Below are 17,958 nucleotides of genomic sequence, written 5' to 3'. Positions count from 1 at the left end.
CTGTGAATGGACCCGGATCGCGCCCGGCGATCTCGCCTTCTTGCCCTGCCTTCGGCTGCCGGCAGCGGCTGGCGCCAGCGCCCGCCGCAACCTGCCCCCTGTGCATCGCCTCCTCGTCGGTGGCGTGGCATCCTTGGGCGCGAAAAGTATAGGAGCACCGCTGCCTCGCGTGGCTGCGGGCGCGGCAAGCTCTACCTTCCGTTGCCGCTGTTTCCGCATGCCTATGATGGCCCATGCTCGTCACACCTCCCCACTTCATTCCGCTGCACGCGGAGCAGCCCGGCGCACAGGAGCACATCTTCGTTTTCCGTGGCGGGACACTGCTCGTGCGTGAGGCCGACCGGACCTTGCCCGACGCGGCGGCATGCACCGTGCTGGGCGTGCCGCTGAACGAATCGCGCGCCGTCGGCATGCTGGGCGAACACTACTGCCGGGCGGTCTGGGTGGACGCCGCCGCGCCGGACCCCGCCGAGGGCTTCGCTTTCCGGCCGCTGCGTTCCCTGTTCGGCGTGCTCGATCCGCATCTGCTCGCGGTGGCCGGCCGCGCGTTCCAGATCGCCGAGTGGGCGCGCACGCACCGGTTCTGCGGCGCCTGCGGCGGGACCATGGAAGCGCTGGCGGGCGAGCGCTGCATGCGCTGCACCCGGTGCGGCCACGCGGCATACCCGCGCATCTCCCCGGCCATGATGGTGCTGGTGAAGAAGGGCGACGCCATCCTGCTGGCGCGCAACGTGGCAGCACCCGGCGGCCGCTTCAGCGCGCTGGCCGGCTTCCTCGAGGCGGGCGAGTCGGTGGAGGACGCGGTGCATCGCGAGGTGTTCGAGGAGGTCGGCTTGCGCGTGCGCGACCTGCGCTACTTCGGCAGCCAGTCGTGGCCCTTCCCGCACTCCCTGATGATCGCCTTCACGGCGGAGTGGGAGAGCGGCGAGATCCGCGTGGACGGCGCCGAGATCGTCGAGGCGCGCTGGTACGGGCCCGGAGACCCGTTGCCGGAATTCGCGGTCGGGGTCTCGATCTCCGGGGAGCTGATCCGCGCCAACCTGCCGCGCGCTGCAGCCTAGTCCCCGAGCGATCCGCTAGTCGCCGCCCTGCGAACCATCGCCTTGCGCCTTCGCCGCCGCCGCGCGCAACTTGTCCTTCTTGCTCGGCCGCTTTCCCTTGATGCCGCCCGTGCCCGCGTCCGAGCGCACCGGCTGCTCCAGCTCCACGGGCTCGAAGCCGGCAATCTGCTCGCGGTCCAGGCGAGCGTCCTGCCGCTTCTCGATCAGGCGCATGTGGGCCTCGGTCGCGGCACTGACGAAGCTCACGGCGATCCCCCTGGCGCCCGCGCGTGCCGTGCGGCCGATGCGGTGCACGTAATCGTCCGGTGAGCGCGGCAGGTCGTAGTTGACCACCACGTCCAGCCCGGCCACGTCGATGCCGCGCGCGGCCAGGTCGGTGGTCACCAGCACGTTCACGGCGCCTTCGCGCAGGTCCTGCAGCACGCGCGTGCGCTGGGACTGGCTCAGGTCGCCGTGGAACGGCGCGGCCCGCACGCCGCGGCTGGCCAGCTTGTGCGCGACGTGCTCGGTGGCGTAGCGCGTGGCCACGAACACCAGCACGCGTGACCAGCCGGCTTGCTGCACCAGGTGCCGCAGCAGCTCCGTACGGCGTGCGGCGTCGACGGCAATCGTCCTCTGCTCGATCTCCGGGATCGCCTCGACCTGCGAAGCGGCCTCGACGCGCACCGCGTCGTGCAGCAGCGTATCGGCCAGCGCCTGCACGTCCGGCGGGAAGGTCGCCGAAAAGAGCAGGTTCTGGCGCTGCGCCGGCAATGCGGCCAACACGCGCTCGCGCTCGGCGGCGAAGCCCAGGTCCAGCAGGCGATCGGCCTCGTCGAGCACCAGCGCCTGGATCGCGTCCAGCCGCACGGCATTGCGATCGAGCAGGTCGAGCAGCCGCCCGGGCGTCGCGACGACGATGTCGGCGCCGCCGCGCAGCCGCATCATCTGCGGGTTCACCGACACGCCGCCGTGGACCACCTCGATCTTCAGGGGCCGCGCCGCGGAAGCGCCCAGGCGGTGGAACACGTCGCCGACCTGCACCGCGAGCTCGCGCGTGGGCACCAGCACCAGCACGCGCACGCGCCGGAAGCCCTCCTGGCCGCGGGCCAGGAAGCGCTGCAGCAGCGGCAGCGCGAAGGCCGCGGTCTTGCCGGAGCCGGTGGGCGCCAGCCCCAGCAGGTCCTGCCCGCGCAGCAGCGGCGGAATGGCCTCCACCTGGATCGGGGAGGGGGTGGTGAAGCCGGCCTGCGCGCACGCCTGTGCGAGCGCGGGGGAGAGCCCCAGGGAAGCGAACGTGGGGACGCTCATGGGTGAAGCGAAGGGCGAGGCAAGGACAGTCCCTGGGGATGCGGTCAAAGGCGCATTGTCGTGGCTGAGGGTCGCCCTTGCCTTGCCCCCCCGGGACAGGGCTTTGTTCCCCCCTGGCATCCGCTCGTTCTGGCGGGACGCCGCGCGTCAAAGAGAGCGCAGGAACTCCACGAGCAGGCGATTCACCTCCTCGGCGCGCTCGCGCTGCACCCAGTGCCCCGCCCCTTCGAGCAGGTGCGTGCCGCGCAGGCCGGGCAGCACCTGCGGCAGGCGGGCCACCCGCTGGTCCATCCCGGCGAAGCGCAGCACGTCGTCCTTGCTGCCCGCGATGAAGAGGGACGGTTGCCGGATCACGCAGCCGCGCCACGCGGCCATCAGTTCGGACGAGCGGCGGATCGCGCGGTACCAGTTCAGCCCGCCGCGAAAGCCGGTGCGCGCGAACTCGCCGGCCACGGACGCGAGATCCTGCGCGTCCACCCAGGGCGGCAGGACCTCGGGGTCCTCGGTCACGTCGAGGAATCCCGCCCCGGGCGGCAGGATGCCCGCGACGATCCGGCCCGGGCCTTCGCCGGACATGCTGTACGTGATCCGGCGCAGCGTGGCCGCGGGGTCGCGCTCCAACTCCGCCTCGGCGACGCCCGGCTGCTGGAAGTACTGCATGTAGAAGCTGGTGACGCCGGCCTTGGCCAAGGCGGACAGCAGGTCCACCGAGGATGGCGGCGTGTAAGGCACGCTCATGCCCACGACGGCGCGGAACATGTCCGGCCGCAGCAGCGCGCTGTTCCAGGCGGCGGGCGCGCCCCAGTCGTGGCCCACGATCACCGCGGTGGTCTCGCCCAGCGCCCGGACCAGGCCGACCATGTCGCCTGCGTGGTGGACCATCGTGTACTCGTCGGGGCTGGCCGGGGCGTCCGTGCCGCCGTAGCCCCGCATGTCGGGCGCCGCCGCGCGGAAGCCCGCCTGTGCGAGCGCGCCCATCTGCGCGCGCCAGGACATCCAGCTTTCGGGAAAGCCATGGCACAGCAGCACGAGCGGACCTTCGCCCTGGGTCGCCACCCGCATGCGGATGGTGCCCACGTCGAGCACCTGGACCTGGGGCTGGTCCTGCGCGCTCACGCGATGCTCCCGAGCAGCTGCGGCAGCCTCGCCCCCGCCGCTTCGCCCGCCGCTGCCACCTCGTGCAGCAACTGCTTGACCTGCGGCGTGATCTCCACGCCTTTGAGGATGACGGCCTGGCCATTGAGCCGGCACTGCGCCAGCCAGGCCTGCAACTGCGCATTGCCCCTGCCCGCCGCCGCATTGCGCAGGGTGACGGCCCACATGCGCAGCCAGTCCAGCGGGACCTCGGGGCCAGGCACGGGCGCGCACAGCGCGTTCTTCGCGGCATCGTCCTGCCCGTGGCTTTCCACCCAGGCGATGATCGCCGCGCTGAAGAGGGGCTGGCACCAGCGCACCATCAGGAGGTTGATCGTGTCGCCGTCGAAGACAGGAACCCTGGGCGCGGGCTGGATCGCGCTGGCGCTGCAGTTCACGTAGAGCGTGTCGGGGTCGGCGGCGACGGTACCGCGCTCCAGCAGGATGCGCCCGGGTTCGATCGCCTGCACGCGCCCCAGGCGCACCACATCGGTGATCCGCCGCAGCTGCGCGAGCTCGCCGCGCGAGAGGACCGCGCAGCGGTAGGTGCTGGGCTCCACGCGCGGATCGATGCGCATGAGCACCTGCCGCTCCTCGAGCATGTGCAGCAGATCGGGCAGGTCCTGCGCGCGCGCGATCGACTCGAACTGGGCGATGGTGTTGCGCAGGGCCCGCTCGTATCCGTCGACGCCGGGCTGGACGTTGCCCCGGTCCATCACCCAGGCATCGCGCGGCATGATCCAGCGCATGCGATCGGGCGCGGCACCGTTTTCCAGCAACCAGATGCACGCGTCCATGCCGGTCTTGCCCGAACCGACGACGGTGTAGTGCGCGTACGGATGCTCCAGCCGCGGCAGCTCGTTGGGCGGCACGCAGCGCACGCCGGCGGCCAGCTCGTAGCGCGGCGCATGGGTCGAAGGAATTTCGGTGCGGGCGTGGGTCGCGTCGACCCGCCTGCGTGCGACGCGCACCTCGCGCTCCTCGCCGCTGACCAGGGAGCGCAACCTATGGATGCCGCCTGCGCCGCCGAGGTACTCCGTCTTCGGGAGCCACTCGATGCGGCCGGAAGGAAGGAAGCGATCCCGCATCACGGTGTCGAAGTGCGCCAGCACCTCGGGCCCCGAGGCCAGGCTGAACATGCCCTGGTTCACCCCGCGGGATTCCCTGGTCCATGCGGCGAGCTCGCGCGAGGCGACGCCGTACCAGGCCGCCGGCTGGTGCAGCCGCACGAAGGAGTACGCGTCGTTCCAGTGCCCGCCCACGTGTCCGCGCCGGTCCACCATCAGCACGCGCGCCCCGGGAGACTCGGTGAGCAGCGTATCGACGAAAGCCATCGCCGTGGCGCCCGCACCGACCACCAGGTAGTCCGTTTCCAGCATCGGCATGCGTCCCTCCTGCAGGAGTGAAGGGCGCAGTGTGGCGGCCGCGGCCGGCGCGGTCAACGGACGGGAGAGCTCACTCCGACAAGGCCAGGCGCAGCTCGTGCGGCGCCAGGCCGGCCTGCTTCACGACCTTGGACCACCTGGCGAGTTCGGCCTCCACCTTGGCCGAAAGCGAAGCCGGCGTTCCCGGCTCGACCTGTGCACCGTGGCTGCGCAAGCGCTCGATCACCTCCGGGTCCGCCAGCACCTCGTTCAGCAGGCGATTGAGCTGGTGGAGGATGGCGCCAGGCGTTCCGGCCGGCGCGAACAGGCCGTACCACTGCGCGGCGTCGACACCCGTCACACCGAGTTCCGCCAGGGTGGGCACGCCCGGCAGGCCGGCGAGCCGCTTCGGGCCGGTCACGGCCAGCGCCCGCAACTGGCCGGTGCGGATGAAGGGGTGGGCGGTGAAGAGGCTGGGGAACATGATCTGCGCCCGCCCGGACACGGTGTCGGCGATCGCCGGTGCGGCCCCTTCGTAGGTCGCGCTGGCCAGCGCCGTACCGGTGCTGAGCTGGAACAGTTCCGCCGCGAAGTGCGGTGGCGTGCCGTCGCCCGCCGACGCGTAGCCGTAGCGTCGGGGTGCGGCCTTGAGCTTCGCGATGAGCGTGGCCACGTCGGCCGGGACCTGGTCCGGGTGGCCCACCATCAGGGTGGGCGACGAGCCCACCATCCCGATCGGCGCGAAGTCGCGCACCGGGTCGTAACCGACCTTCTGCAAGGCCGGATTCATCGCATGGGTGCCGATGTAGCCGAACAGGATGGTGTGCCCGTCGGGTTCGGCATGCGCCACGTACTCGCTGGCGATCGCCCCGTTCGCACCGGCGCGGTTGTCCACCAGCACTTCGCGTCCGAGCAAGGGACCGAGCCGGGCGGCGATGATGCGCGCCATCCTGTCGTTGCCGCCGCCCGCGCGGGTCGGAACGATGATGGTGACGGGCTTGTGCGGAAAAGCCGAGGGCACCTCGGCCGCCACTTCGGGCCGCGAGAACACGTACTGCGGCAAATGCAGCTCGCCCTGCATGATCTTGCGCGCGGTGCGCACCAGTGCGGCGCTCTCCACCGTGGCATCTTCCCCGTCGCCCTTCAGCTCGACTTCGACGTCGATCTGGCCGGCCGGATGCAACACCACGAGGGCATGGCGTCCGGGTTCGCGCGGCATGGCGCTCGCCACCGTGCCGGGCAAGGCGAACGCGCTGGCGACGCCGATGGCCCCGGTGACGGCGTGCGAGGCGTGGCAGCGCCGCGGCGTGAAATAGCGGGACGTCACGCTGTCGGGCGAATCGCCCGCGCTCACCAGCACGGGCTTGGGGATCACGCTGTTCGACACGTCGCCCAGCCCCATCATGCGGCCGGCCTCCAGGCGCAGGGACTCCAGGCGTTCGAGCAGGGCCGCGTTCGCATCCAGCACCGCGGGCTGTTCGCGGCCGGTCAGGCCGAGATCGGCGGCACGCACGATCATCAGCGGCATCGCCGCGTCGATGCAGGTCACCTGGACCCCGGCGATGGTGTCGATGCGGCGGCCCGTCGGAAAGACGGAGCCGGTGACGGCGCCCCAGGCGTCGAGGAAGTTGAGCAGCACGGGCGCCGCCGTTCCCGCCACGCCGTCGATGCGCGCGTCCCCTTCATAGGTCACGCGGCCGCCCGGCGTGCGCACGGTCACGTCGATGCGCGAGCCGGTGTTCACGTTGTGCACGCGCACGGTGGTCGTGCCCTGCCCGGCGGCGACCAGCCCCTGCTCGATCGCGAAGGGCGCCACGCCCGAGAGCATGTTGCCGCAGTTCGGGCGCGTGTCGACCGAGCGATGGCCCACGCCCACCTGGGCGAACAGGTAGTCGAGGTCGCAGCCGGGCCGCGTGGAGCGGGAAACGATGGCGACCTTGCTGTTGAGCGTGCTGCCACCCCCGACGCCATCGAGCTGCAGCGGATCGGAGGCACCGATGGCCCCGATCAGCGCCTCGTCGCGGGCCTCGTCACCCTCGGGCAGCCACTCGCGCAGGAAGAACGGGCCCCGCGAGGTGCCGGCGCGCATGAGGACGCAGGGGATGACCTTGCTCATGTCAGTCGGCGGTGAGCTTGGCGGCCTGGACCACCTTCTTCCACTTCACCTGCTCCTGCTCCACGTAGCTGCGCAGCTGGTCGGGCGTCATGGTCGACACCTCCGCGCCATGGCCTTCCAGGCGCTGGGCGACCGACTTGTCGGCCAGGACCTGGTTGAGCGCCTTGTTGAGCTGGTCGATGATCGGCTTGGGCGTCTTCGCCGGCGCGAAGATCGCGTACCACTGCGACACGTCGACCCCGTTGATGCCCTGCTCCTTGAGCGTGGGCACGTCGGGCATCAGGGCCGAACGCTTCTCGCCGGCAACGCCCACCGCCTTCAATTTGCCACCCTTCACATAAGGCATGGCCGTGAACAGGCTGGGGAACATCACCTGGGTCTGGCCGCCGATGGTGTCGGTGATCGCCGGCGCCGAACCCTTGTAAGGCACGTGCAGCATGGAGGTCCCCGTCGCCAGCTTGAACATCTCGGCGGCGAAATGCGGCGCGGTGCCGTTGCCGGCGGAGGCATAGCTGATCTTGTCCGGGGTCGCCTTGAGCAGCCCCACGACATCCTTGGCGTTGTTCGCCTTGACCGCGGGGTTCACCACCATCAGCGTGGCCGACGATCCGACCATGCCGACGGGCTCGAAATCCTTGACGGGGTCGTAGCGCAGCTTCTGCAAGGACGGATTCATCGCGTGGGTCGCGACGTAGCCCAGCATCAGCGTGTAGCCGTCAGCGGGCGCCCGCATGACGAACTCGCTGGCGATGGCGCCATTGGCACCGGCCTTGTTGTCGACGATGACGGGCTGCTTGAGGATGGCCGACATCGCCTGGCCGACGGTGCGCGCCATGGCGTCGTTGGCGCCGCCCGCGGCGGTGGGCACCACGATCGTGATGGCCTTTTCAGGGTAGGCCGCGAAGGCGCTGCCGCACGCGAACAGGGTGGTCATGGCGGCTGCGGCGCCGATCAGGGGAAAGCCAGTGAAACGCATTTGTCTGCTCCGGTGGATGGGGGGTCGCAAGTGAAAGGGCTGTTGTTCTTGGACTGACCCCGATGGTCCGGCGGACGGCATTCCTTGTGAATTGCATGTTTAGAATCGATTGATGCGCACCGTGGATCAGTGAAGTTCATCGGGGGACCCGCAGATGGCCATCAACTTCAACCTCAACGACCTCCAGGCGTTCCGGGCGGTCGCCGAACTCAGCAATTTCCGCAAGGCGGCGGAAGCGCTGCACGTCTCGCAACCGGCCTTCAGCCGGCGCATCGAGAAACTGGAGGAGGCCCTGGGCGTGCAGTTGCTGGAACGCACCACGCGCCGCGTGGTCCTGACCTCGGTCGGGCGGGACTTCGACCGGAAGGTGCAGCAGCTCCTCGATGACCTGGACCACACCCTGCTCGGGATCCGGGGCGTGGCGGCCACGCGCATGGGCGAGGTGTCGATCGCCTGCGTGCCGTCGACCGTCTACTACTTCGTCTCGCAGGTGATCTCGCGCTACCACGAGCGCTATCCCAAGATCCGGGTCAAGGTGTTCGATGCGAGCGCGAACGAGGTGCTGACGGCGGTGGCGCGCAGCGACGCCGACTTCGGACTGAACTTCGTGGGCAGCCAGGAGCCGGACATCGAATTCAAGCCGCTCATGGAGGAACGTTTCGTCGCCGCCTGCCGCCGCGACCATCCCCTGGCGAAGAAGCGCCGCGTCACGTGGACCGAGCTGGCGCAGTACGACTACATCTCCGTGAGCAAGGCCTCCGGCAACCGCCTGCTCCTCGACCAGGCCCTCTCCGGCTTGCCCGGGCGGCCGCAGGGCATCTACGAGACGCAGCACGTCACGAGCATGCTCGGGCTGGTGGAAGCAGGCCTGGGCGTGGCGGCGGTCCCCTCCATCGCGATGCCCGGCGCGGACCATCCGCTGCTGGTCAGCGTCCCCCTGTTCGATCCGGTGGTCAGCCGCAAGATCGGCCTGATCCGGCGCAAGGGACGGGCGCTGACGCCGGCGGCGCAGCAGCTCTATGCGTTCTTTTCCGAGATGAAGGCCAGGCGCGGCAAGTCCGCGGACCGCCCCGCCGTGGCCTGATGCGCGCGGGCCGGGGCGCCGGCCCGCGCGCGGCGTCAATGGGCGGTGCCGGAGCTGCCGAGCGCCGGCTCGTAGTCGGGGCCGCCCTCTTCGAGCTCGTGCTCGGTGTTGGCGTAGTTTTCGCCCAGTTCGCGCTGCAGCACCTCCCGGTCGCAGGCGTTTTCCCAGATCGCGACCACGACGCAGGCCACCGCGTTGCTGATGGTGCTGGTCAGCGCCCGCGCTTCGGACATGAACCGGTCGATGCCGACGATCAGCGCCACGCCGGCCACCGGCAAGTCGGGCATCACGGTGAGCGTGGCGACCAGGGCGACGAAGCCACTGCCGGTGACGCCGGCCGCGCCCTTGGACGTCAGCAGCATGACGCCCAGCATGGCGGCGATCTGTCCCCAGGACAGGTGGATGTCGCAGGCCTGGGCGATGAACATGGAGGCCAGCGTCAGGTAGATGGCGGTCCCGTCGAGGTTGAAGGAATAGCCGGTGGGCAACACCAGGCCCACGACGCCCTTCCTGCAGCCCAGGCGTTCGAGCTTGAGCAGCAGGCGGGGCAGCACCGGCTCGCTCGACGAGGTGCCCAGCACCACCAGCAGTTCTTCCTGGATGTAGCGCAGCAGCTGCCACAGCTTGAAGCCGTGCATGCGCGCCAGCGTGCCGAGCACCACGACCACGAAGAAGAGGGAGGCGATGTAGAAGGTGCCGATCAGCAGGCCGAGGGAACCGATCGACTGGATGCCGTAGCGCCCGACGGTGAATGCCATGGCACCGAACGCACCCACGGGAGCCAGCCGCATGATGATGCCGAAGGCGGCAAAGAGCATGTGCGCGAAGCCGTCGATCCCCTCCAGCACCGGCTTTCCGGCGCTGCCGATGCGGGTGAGGCCGAACCCGCAGAGGACGGCCAGCAGCAGGACGGGCAACACCTCGCCCTCCGCGAAGGCACCGAAGAAGGCGTTGGGGATGATGTGCAGCACGAAATCCGTGAATCCATGGATGTGCACCTGGCTGGCGAAACGGCCGGCCACGGAGGCATCCAGGTTCTTCGGGTCGATGTGCATGCCCAGGCCGGGCTGCAGCAGCAGCACCGCGGCCAGGCCGGTGAGCAGCGCCACGATGGTCAGGGCATAGAACAGGCCCATCGCCTTGAGGAGCGTCTTGCCGATCTCCTTCGAGTCGCCGAGCGACGTGATCCCCGTGACGATGGTGCAGAACACCACCGGCGCGATCATCATCTTCACCAGCTTGACGAAGCCGTCGCCGAGCGGCTTGAGCGCCGCGCCGAACTCGGGCCAGTAATGCCCGACGGCGATGCCGAGGACCAGGCCGATGAGGACCTGCACGTAGAGGAGCTTGAGAAGCTTCGAGAAGTTCACGATGTCGTCTCCGGTTCTGGGGGCGTGGGTATCCCGGCACCGGTCTGCGCCGGTGTTCCTCTTGCTGCGATGGAAGCCTGAGCGGCCGGGTCAGCGCCGGTGGGCGAGGACCCTGTCCACCATCACGCCGGCCTGGCCCAGGTGGTTGGCGGGTTCGCACATCGCTTCGAGCTGGGCCCGGGTGACGTGCTTGCTGATTTCGGCGTGCGCCGCCAGGATCTCGATCAGGGGACGGTCCTGCTTGATCGCCTCGCGGCACAGGTCGTACACGAGGTCGTGCGCGTATTCGCGGCCGATGTAGGGGCCCAGTCCCATCATCACGGCTTCGGACATGACCAGCCCGTTGGTCATGTCGATGTTCGCGCGCATGCGGCCCGCGTCCACCTCGAGCCCCTTGAGGACGAACTTGGTCTGCTTGAGCGCGCCCGACATCAGGCAGAAGATCTCGGGCAGCGCGACCCACTCGATTTCCCAGGGGCCGGTGGAGCGCTCGTGGTCGGCCACCATCGCGTCCATCAGGGCCGCGGCATGCTGGCGCGCCACCGAGATGTTCGCGTGGATGTAGAGGCAGGAGATCGGGTTGCGCTTTTGCGGCATCGTCGAGGACGAGCCCCGGCCCGGCGCGTACGGCTCGAACACCTCCGCCACCTCCGTCTGCATCATCAGCTTGACGTCCATCGCGATCTTGCCCAGCGAGCCGCCGACCAGGGCCAGGAAGTTGCCGACTTCGGCCACGGTGTCGCGCACGGTGTGCCAGGAGATCAGGGGCTGGGCCAGGCCCAGTTCCTTCATCAGGCCGGCCTGGGTTTCCATCGCACCCTTTTCCAGCGAGGACAGCGTGCCGGAGGCGCCGCCGAACTCGCCCATCAGCACGCGCGGTTTGAGTTGCTGCAGCCGCTCGCGATGGCGATCGATGCCGGCCAGGATGCTGGCCATCTTGTAGCCGAAGGTGATGGGGGTGGCCTGCTGCAGGTTGGAGCGGCCGATCACCGGGGTGTCGCGGTACTTCTTCGCCAGCGACGCGAGCGCTTCGCCGATCTCGTCGAGGTCTTGTTCGACCAGCGCGAGCCCTTCGCGCATCTGCAGCACCGCCGCCGTATCGGTGATGTCCTGGGTGGTCGCGCCCCAGTGGCAGAACTCGCCGAGCCGGTCGCGGCAATTGGCGTTGATCTGGTTGACCACCGCGATGATCGGGTAGCCGATCTGCTCGGTCTTGGCCTTGAGCTTGTCCCAGTCGATCTGCGACAGGTTGCAGTTGCGGACGATCTCGTCCGCCGCCTCTTTCGGGATGATGCCCAGCTGGCCCTGGACCTTGGCCAGGGCGCGTTCGATGTCGAGGTACTTGGCGGTGCGGTTTTCGTCCGACCAGACCTCGCGCATGCGCGCGTCGCTGAACATGTCGCCGAAGATGCGCGAGTCGATGATGGTGGAAGCCATGGTGTGTTGTCTCTCGGGTCGGGGAAGGGAAAGGGTCAGTCGCGGGCCAGGCCCAGGGTGCGCTGTGCCTGCAGCACCACGGGGCGGTCGACCATGCGGCCGTCGAGCCGGGCGGCGCCCGGGGATGCGGCATCCGCCGCGAGCACGCGCCGCGCCCACGCGAGCGCCTGCTCGCTGGGCCGCAGCGCGGCGTGGATGGGGGCGACCTGGCTGGGGTGGATGCACAGCTTGGCGCCGAAGCCCTGGCTGCGGGCCAGGGCCAGGTCGCTGCGCAGGCGCTGCGGGTCGTCCAGTTGCGGCGTGACGCCGGCTACCGGCGAAGGCAGGCCCGCCACGCGCGAGGCCAGTGCGATGCGGCTGGCCGCGTAGGCCAGGCCCGATGCGTCCTCGGTGATGTCGATGTCGAGATCGAGGGCGAAATCCAGGGTGCCGAACACCAGGCGTGAAGCGCCCCCGGCCGCCACGCTGGCGACCTCGGCCACGCCGCGGGCGCTCTCGACCAGCGCGAGCACGTTCGCGTCCGGCAGCACGGCCTTGGTCGCGGCGATCTGCTGCGCGGATTCCGCCTTGGGCAGCAGGACGCCGGTGGCCCCGGCCTCGCGCAGCGCCAGCAGGTCGTCCGCGAACCACGGGGAGTCGGCATCGTTGATGCGCACGACGATGCGGGCCCGCTCGGCCGGGGCCGCCTCGGCGAACCAGTTCGCGATCGCTTGGCGGGCCGACGCCTTGTCGCTGGCTGCGACCGCGTCCTCGAGGTCGAGGATGACGACGTCGGCGCCGCTGGCCAGGGCCTTGCCGAAGCGCTCGGGGCGCGTCCCCGGAACGAACAGGTAGGTGCGCGCCTGGGTGGAAGGGTCGAACATCGCGTCGGCCCTCAGACGGCGTTCGCGCCATGCAGCGCGGCGATCTCCGACGGGCCGTAGCCCAGTTCGGCAAGGATCGCATCGGTGTGCTCGCCCAGCGCGGGCACCGGGTCCATCCGGGGACCGACGTCCCAGGTCCCGGGCGGCAGCATGGCGGGCAAGCTGCCTTTGGGCGAGCCGACTTCGGTCCAGCGGCCGCGCGCCTGCAGCTGCGGATGCGCCCACAGTTCGTGCATGGTGTTGACGCGGGCGTTGGCGATCTGCGCGCGTTCGAGCCGCTCGACGACCTGGGCGCCGGTGAGCGCCGAGAACGCCTCCACGATGATCCGGCGCAGCGCGTCGCGCTCGGCCACGCGCTTGAAGTTCGCGGTGAAGCGCGGGTCCTTGGCGAGCTCGGGGTGCTGCAGCACCTTGTCGCAGAAGCTGACCCATTCGCGCTCGTTCTGCAGGCCCAGCATCACGGTGGTGCCGTCACCAGCCGGAAAAGGGCCGTAGGGATAGATGGTGGCGTGGCTGGCCCCGGTGCGCGGCGGCGGCGGGGCGCCTTCGAAGGCGTAGTACAGCGGATAGCTCGTCCACTCGGCGAGCGACTCCAGCATCGAGATGTCGATGCGCTGGCCCTTGCCGGTCTGGCCGCGCTGCAGCAGCGCGGCGAGGATATTGCTGTACGCATACATGCCGGCGGCGATGTCCGCGATCGACGGGCCGGCCTTGCACGGCTCCTCGGGGGTGCCGGTGACGGAGACGAAGCCCGCCTCGCTCTGGATCAGGAGGTCGTACGCCTTCTTGTCCCGGTACGGGCCGGGGTGGACCGGGTCGTCGCCGTAGCCCGAGATGTCGCACACGATCAGGCCCTTCTTGATCGCGGAGAGGCGCTCGTAGCCCAGGGCCAGGCGCGACGCGGCGCCGGGCGCGAGGTTCTGCACCACGACGTCGGCCTTCTCGACCACCAGGCGCTCCAGGATCCTGGCCGCTTGCGGATGCTTGACGTCGAGCGTGAGGCTTTCCTTGGAGCGGTTGGTCCAGACGAAGTGCGAGGCCAGGCCGCGGACGCGCTCGTCGTAGCCGCGCGCGAAGTCGCCCGAACCGGGCCGCTCGATCTTGATGACGCGTGCGCCGAGGTCGGCGAGCTGGCGGGTCGCGAAGGGTGCGGCGATCGCGTGTTCCAGCGTGACGACGGTGATGCCCTTGAGTGGCTGCATGTTGCTGTCTCCGGTTGGCGCGTGGATCAACGCAGGACGGCGGTCGCGTCCATGGTCAGCCAGCCGTCGTGGTCGGAGGCCCAGAGCCGCACGGTCTTGCCGTCGGCCTGCGGCTGGCCGCTGACGTGGAAGGCATTGAGGTCGAACGTGGGGCGGACCGCCTTGAAGCGGAAGCTCGCCACGTCGGCGTCGGGCATCTGGCGCCGCAGCAGGTCCATCAGCAGCGTGGCGATCAGCGGGCCGTGCACGACGAGGCCGGGATAGCCTTCCTCCTGCGTCACGTACTGGCGGTCGTAGTGGATGCGGTGGCCGTTGAAGGTGAGGGCGGAATACCGGAACAGGAGCACGTCGTCCGGAACGATCTGGCGGCGCCAGGCGGCGTCGGCCGGCGCGGCCTGCGGCGGCGGCGCGACGTCGTTGGGGCCCTGCGCCTCGCGGTAGACGATGTCGTGGAACTCGACCAGGGCCGGATCGGAGCTGTCGTTGCACCGCACTTCGTGGCGCACCTTGACGAAGACGAGCTGGCCCGTGCGGCCTTCCTTGCTGGACACGTCGTCGATGGTGGAGGTCCGGGCGACCCGGTCGCCGACGCGGATCGGCGCGCGGAAGTCGAACTGGCTGCCCGCCCACATGCGTCGCGGCAGCGGCACCGGCGGCAGGAACCCGCCGCGCTTGGCATGGCCGTCCGGGCCGATGTCGCTCTGCCGGTGCATGGGCAGGAAGTACAGCCAATGCCACAAGGGCGGCAGGGCCGTGCCGGTGGTGACCGGACTCGCGGGATGGTCGAGCGTGGCCGTCAGCGCAATGACGGGGGTGGGATAGATCGTGTCCCGGACGGTCTCGCTGCGTCCGATCCAGGAACGGAGGTCCTCTTGCTGTGTGCTCACTGGCGTCTCCAAGGCTGGCTGTGCCGGGCCGGCTTCAGCTCTGGGACGGAGTGTGGGACCTGCCCACCCTCAGGTGAATTGCAATGTTTGGACGGATTGATGCATGCCGTCGATCAGCCGCAGCGGGACCGTGCGGCACGGCTGCCAGCAGGATGGCCGCCGCGCGAGGGCTACGCGCGCGCGGCGGGAATTACGAGCTCCGCCGCGCCTCGCGCTGCCCGAGCCCCAGGAAGGGGGACGCGACACCGGCGCGCAGCAAGCGCAGCTTGGTGATGCAGGAGCGCAGCATCCTGCGGTTCTCCTGCACCACGGATGCATCCAGGGGACCGAGACGCCCGGCCGCCTTGCTGCCGCGGCTGCGCAGGGCCAGCATGCGCTCCATTCGCGCCAGCAGGTGCGCCTCTTCCCGCGTGACGGCTGCCTGCCCGAATCCCATTGTGTTTTTCATGCGTACCTCGCAACGGAAGTGAGAACGTGAGGTTAGGCCTGTAACACTTCTTTCGCATCGCTCCAATGGCAGAGGGTAGTCCTTCCGGGCATCCCCTGGGCAGGATATTTCGGTGTCGCCCATCACGGGACCGCCCACGGCACCACGCCGGTGCAGACCCGTGGTGTAGTTGCCGCATGGCCAAGCGACCGGGGATCTTCCCCACCTTCTTCCTGTCCGGCTTCGAGTGCTCCACCTTCCTCTGGAAGGACCGCAAGCGCCGCGACCTCGTGGCCGAGACGCGGCACCGGCAGCACGCACTGGAGGATTACCGGATCCTGCAGGGCCTGGGCATCGCCGTCGCCCGCGAGGGCATCCCCTGGCCGCTGGTGGAGGGCCCGTCCGGGTACCGCTTCGAGCTGATCGCGCCGATGCTGGAGGCCATGCGCGCGACGCGCATCACCCCCATCTGGGACCTGTGCCACTACGGCTACCCGGAAGACCTCGATCCGTTCTCGGAGCAGTTCTGCACGCGCTTCGCCAACTACTGCGGCGCGGCGGCGCAGCACGTCGCGCGCCACCTGCCGGGGCCGTACTTCTTCACGCCGATCAACGAGATCACGTTCTTCTCGTTCTGCGCCGGCGAGTGGGGCTGGGTGGCGCCGTACCGCAACACCCGCGAGGACCGGATGAACCTGCGTGTCGCCTTGTGCAGGGCGGCGATCCGCGGGGTCAACGCGATTCGCGAGGTGCTGCCCGACGCCCGCATGGTCCATGTCGATCCGCTGATCCAGGTCATCGCCCCACCGGACCGGCCCGACCTGAAAGAGGCCGCCGCGCACGAGACCTTCGTGGACAGCTTCATCGCCTGGGACATCCTGTTCGGCAAGTCCCACCCGGAACTGGGCGGCGCGCCGGAGATCCTGGACATCGTGGGCATCAACAACTACTCGTTCGGGCAGATGGAATACCGCGAACATGGCCCGCACCAGGCGCTAGACCCTGGCCACGAGGGGATCCAGCCGCTGTGCACGCTGATGGCGCGCGTCGCCGACCGGTACCGGCGGCCGATCGTGATCAGCGAAACGAGCGGCATGAACCAGGGCCGGCCCGACTGGCTGCGCGACGTGATGAACGAAGCCATGGCCGCCGTGAACCAGGGCATGGACCTGCACGGCATCTGCCTGTATCCGGCGATCGACATGCCCGACTGGCACACGGGCCGGTGGCTGCACAACGGGATCTGCGACCTGGTGGAGGAAAACGGCGAGCTGCGGCGCGTGCCGTTCGGCCCTTACGTCGACGAGCTGCGCCGCTGGCAGAAGGAGCTGAACCGGGTGACCGCGGTGGACGAGGACCCGTACAGCGACCCGGTCGAACTGCAGGACGTGATCGACGCGGCGCAGCGCCTGCGCCCGGTGCCGGACGCGGACTGGCACTAGCAGCCTGGGGGGTTGGCAATCCGCGACAATGGCCGTTCTGCCCACGAACGCCATGCAAACCAAGCGCATTTCCCTCCCCTCCGTCGTGTTCGCGCTCGCCGCGGGCGCCCTGATCCCCACCTCCACCTCCTTTGCGGCGCAACACCAGGCCGCCAAGCCGGCGCGCAAGAAGGCCGCAGCCGCGGCGCCCGCCCCGGCGGCCACCCCCGGCCAGACCGCAGTGGCCGGCGGCGCGCCGGCGCTGGCCGCCAAGGCCTGGCTGCTGATGGATTTCGAATCCGGCGAGGTGCTCGCCTCGGCCAACCCCGACGAACCGCTGCCGCCCGCGTCCCTGACCAAGATGATGACCAGCTACCTGGTGGAGCAGGCGCTGCGCTCGGGCAAGCTCAAGAAGGACGACCTGGTCACGGTGAGCCAGAACGCCTGGTGCCGGGGCTCGAGCACCGAGTCGTGCATGTACCTGCCGCTGAACAGCCAGGCCAAGGTGATCGACATCCTGCGCGGCATCATCATCCAGTCCGGCAACGATGCGTCCAAGGCGATCGCCGAACACATGGCCGGCTCCGAGGAGGGCTTCGCCAAGCTGATGAACGCCGAGGCCAAGCGTCTGGGGATGACGCACACGAACTTCGTCAACGCCACCGGCCTGCCCGACCCGGCGCACAAGGCGTCCGCGCGCGACCTGGCCATCCTGGCACGCGCGATCATCCGGGACAGCCACGACTACTACCCCATCTACGCGGAACGCGACTTCACCTACCACGGCATCAAGCAGGGCAACCGCAACGCCCTGCTCTACACCGATCCCACCGTCGACGGCCTGAAGACCGGCCACACGGCGGATGCGGGCTACTGCCTGGTCACCTCGTCCAAGCGCAACGACATGCGGCTGATCTCGGTCATCCTCAACACCAGCAGCGCGCAGGCGCGTGCCGACCAGACGCGCACGCTGCTCGGGTGGGGCTTCGGCAACTTCGAGAAGGCCACGCCGATCGCGCCGAACGTGGTGGTCGGCACGGCCAAGGTGAGCTTCGGCAAGGCGGACACCGTTGCGGCCGGCCTCGGATCGCCGTGGACGCTGACCGTGCCGCGCGGCCAGCAGGTGCAGACCGCCGCGCAGCTCAAGCCCGACCTGGAGGCGCCGATCACCAAGGGCGCCGTGATCGGCAAGGTCGTCGCGACCTCCAACGGCAAGCCGATTGGCGAAGCACCCCTGGTCGCACAGGCCGACGTGGAACGCGCCGGCTTCATGCTGCGCATGTGGCAGCACGCGGTCAAGTTGGTCGGGAAGTGAACGAGGGCGGC

General features: G+C 69.6%; 15 protein-coding genes. 4 read left to right on the top strand and 11 right to left on the bottom strand.

Annotated elements, in window-relative coordinates:
- The first annotated feature begins 233 nt into the window (after window positions 1-233).
- Window positions 234-1,061: an NAD(+) diphosphatase gene (gene nudC, locus AC3EGR_RS00870; protein ID WP_488544534.1), complete on the top strand. Its 828-nt coding sequence runs from the start codon at window positions 234-236 to the stop codon at window positions 1,059-1,061.
- Between the two features lie 15 nt (window positions 1,062-1,076).
- On the opposite strand, the gene AC3EGR_RS00865 is transcribed toward nudC, so the two are convergent.
- From AC3EGR_RS00865 to AC3EGR_RS00845, 5 genes are all read right to left on the bottom strand, one after another.
- Complete coding sequence (locus AC3EGR_RS00865) at window positions 1,077-2,351, bottom strand: DEAD/DEAH box helicase (protein WP_488544533.1); 1,275 nt, start codon at window positions 2,349-2,351, stop codon at window positions 1,077-1,079.
- Between the two features lie 147 nt (window positions 2,352-2,498).
- Window positions 2,499-3,467 (bottom strand): alpha/beta fold hydrolase, encoded by a 969-nt coding sequence (locus tag AC3EGR_RS00860; RefSeq protein WP_488544532.1) that lies wholly within the window; start codon window positions 3,465-3,467, stop codon window positions 2,499-2,501.
- Window positions 3,464-4,870 (bottom strand): NAD(P)-binding protein, encoded by a 1,407-nt coding sequence (locus AC3EGR_RS00855; protein WP_488544531.1) that lies wholly within the window; start codon window positions 4,868-4,870, stop codon window positions 3,464-3,466. The genes AC3EGR_RS00860 and AC3EGR_RS00855 overlap by 4 nt, the downstream gene beginning before the upstream one ends.
- 70 nt (window positions 4,871-4,940) lie before the next feature.
- Window positions 4,941-6,965 carry a 4-oxalomesaconate tautomerase gene (locus AC3EGR_RS00850; RefSeq protein ID WP_488544530.1) on the bottom strand — a complete coding sequence of 675 codons (2,025 nt, stop codon included), beginning with the start codon at window positions 6,963-6,965 and terminating at the stop codon, window positions 4,941-4,943.
- A gap of 1 nt (window position 6,966) precedes the next feature.
- Window positions 6,967-7,941, bottom strand: coding sequence for a Bug family tripartite tricarboxylate transporter substrate binding protein (locus AC3EGR_RS00845; protein WP_488544529.1), 975 nt, complete (start codon window positions 7,939-7,941; stop codon window positions 6,967-6,969).
- Window positions 7,942-8,095: 154 nt separating this feature from the next.
- On the opposite strand from AC3EGR_RS00845, the gene AC3EGR_RS00840 reads away from it, so the two are divergent.
- Window positions 8,096-9,025 carry a LysR family transcriptional regulator gene (locus tag AC3EGR_RS00840; protein WP_488544528.1) on the top strand — a complete coding sequence of 310 codons (930 nt, stop codon included), beginning with the start codon at window positions 8,096-8,098 and terminating at the stop codon, window positions 9,023-9,025.
- A 35-nt stretch (window positions 9,026-9,060) separates the two neighbouring features.
- Here the strand turns inward: AC3EGR_RS00840 and dctA are convergent, their stop codons facing one another.
- The 6 genes from dctA to AC3EGR_RS00810 all read right to left on the bottom strand — a co-directional run bounded on the left by dctA (window position 9,061) and on the right by AC3EGR_RS00810 (window position 15,232).
- Window positions 9,061-10,395, bottom strand: a complete 1,335-nt coding sequence (gene dctA, locus AC3EGR_RS00835; RefSeq protein ID WP_488544527.1) for a C4-dicarboxylate transporter DctA — start codon at window positions 10,393-10,395, stop codon at window positions 9,061-9,063.
- 90 nt (window positions 10,396-10,485) lie between these two features.
- On the bottom strand, window positions 10,486-11,832 hold the full coding sequence (locus AC3EGR_RS00830) for a class-II fumarase/aspartase family protein (RefSeq protein ID WP_488544526.1): 1,347 nt from the start codon (window positions 11,830-11,832) through the stop codon (window positions 10,486-10,488).
- A 35-nt stretch (window positions 11,833-11,867) separates the two neighbouring features.
- The gene (locus AC3EGR_RS00825; RefSeq protein ID WP_488544525.1) at window positions 11,868-12,695 is read right to left on the bottom strand and encodes an HpcH/HpaI aldolase/citrate lyase family protein; all 828 of its coding nucleotides are present in this window, start codon (window positions 12,693-12,695) and stop codon (window positions 11,868-11,870) included.
- Between the two features lie 11 nt (window positions 12,696-12,706).
- On the bottom strand, window positions 12,707-13,897 hold the full coding sequence (locus AC3EGR_RS00820) for a CaiB/BaiF CoA transferase family protein (RefSeq protein ID WP_488544524.1): 1,191 nt from the start codon (window positions 13,895-13,897) through the stop codon (window positions 12,707-12,709).
- 26 nt (window positions 13,898-13,923) lie between these two features.
- Entirely contained in the window at window positions 13,924-14,784 is an 861-nt protein-coding gene (locus AC3EGR_RS00815; RefSeq protein WP_488544523.1) for an HTD2 family dehydratase, read from the bottom strand.
- Between the two features lie 190 nt (window positions 14,785-14,974).
- A complete protein-coding gene (locus AC3EGR_RS00810; protein WP_488544522.1) occupies window positions 14,975-15,232 on the bottom strand; it encodes a hypothetical protein in 258 nt (85 codons plus the stop codon).
- A gap of 176 nt (window positions 15,233-15,408) precedes the next feature.
- On the opposite strand from AC3EGR_RS00810, the gene AC3EGR_RS00805 reads away from it, so the two are divergent.
- Window positions 15,409-16,653, top strand: coding sequence for a glycoside hydrolase family 1 protein (locus AC3EGR_RS00805; RefSeq protein ID WP_488544521.1), 1,245 nt, complete (start codon window positions 15,409-15,411; stop codon window positions 16,651-16,653).
- Window positions 16,654-16,705: 52 nt separating this feature from the next.
- Window positions 16,706-17,947, top strand: a complete 1,242-nt coding sequence (locus tag AC3EGR_RS00800; RefSeq protein WP_488544520.1) for a D-alanyl-D-alanine carboxypeptidase family protein — start codon at window positions 16,706-16,708, stop codon at window positions 17,945-17,947.
- Window positions 17,948-17,958 lie beyond the last annotated feature (11 nt).

This window comes from Ramlibacter sp. G4-7, from assembly GCF_057784995.1.
Note: the sequence above shows the minus strand (reverse complement) of the source record. Positions and strands in the feature narration are given on the sequence as shown.